The sequence below is a fragment of the Pseudomonas floridensis genome (assembly GCF_002087235.1).
Classification (GTDB): Bacteria; Pseudomonadota; Gammaproteobacteria; order Pseudomonadales; family Pseudomonadaceae; genus Aquipseudomonas; species Aquipseudomonas floridensis.
The window spans coordinates 1-517 of record NZ_MUIO01000193.1 but is presented as its reverse complement, the minus strand read 5'-3'; the positions used below and the strand labels follow the sequence as shown (position 1 = coordinate 517).

The 517-nt window shown below is 61.3% G+C and carries 1 protein-coding gene; it reads left to right on the top strand.

Going from position 1 to position 517, the window contains the following annotated elements; all coding sequences use genetic code 11:
- Nucleotides 1-517 (top strand): ATP-binding protein (locus tag BZK31_RS28105; protein WP_244182758.1); only part of this gene is annotated, 517 nt, incomplete at both ends.

Below are 517 nucleotides of genomic sequence, written 5' to 3'. Positions count from 1 at the left end.
TTCAACAACCTGCTGACCGGGATTACCGGTTCACTGGAACTGCTCAAGAATCGCCTCAGCCAGGGGCGCTTTACTGAGATCGACCGCTATGTGGCCGCTGCTCAGGATGCGTCCAAGCGTGCTGCCTCGTTGACGCATCGGCTGCTGGCATTCTCGCGGCGGCAGACGCTGGACCCCAAACCGGTCGACATCAATCGGCTGGTGGTGGGCATGGAAGAGCTGATCCGCCGAACCGTGGGGCCGCACATCACGGTGGAAGTAGTGACCTCGGTGGGCCTGTGGTCGACGTTCATCGATGCGCCGCAACTGGAAAACGCACTGCTGAATCTGTGCATCAACGCGCGGGACGCCATGCCGCGCGGCGGACGGATTACCATCGAGACTGCCAACAAATGGATCGATGAGCGCGGCTCGCAGAGCCGAGATCTGTCACCGGGGCAGTACCTGTCACTGTGTGTCAGCGACACCGGAACCGGCATGACGCCCGAAGTGATGAACCGTGCGTTCGATCCGTTCT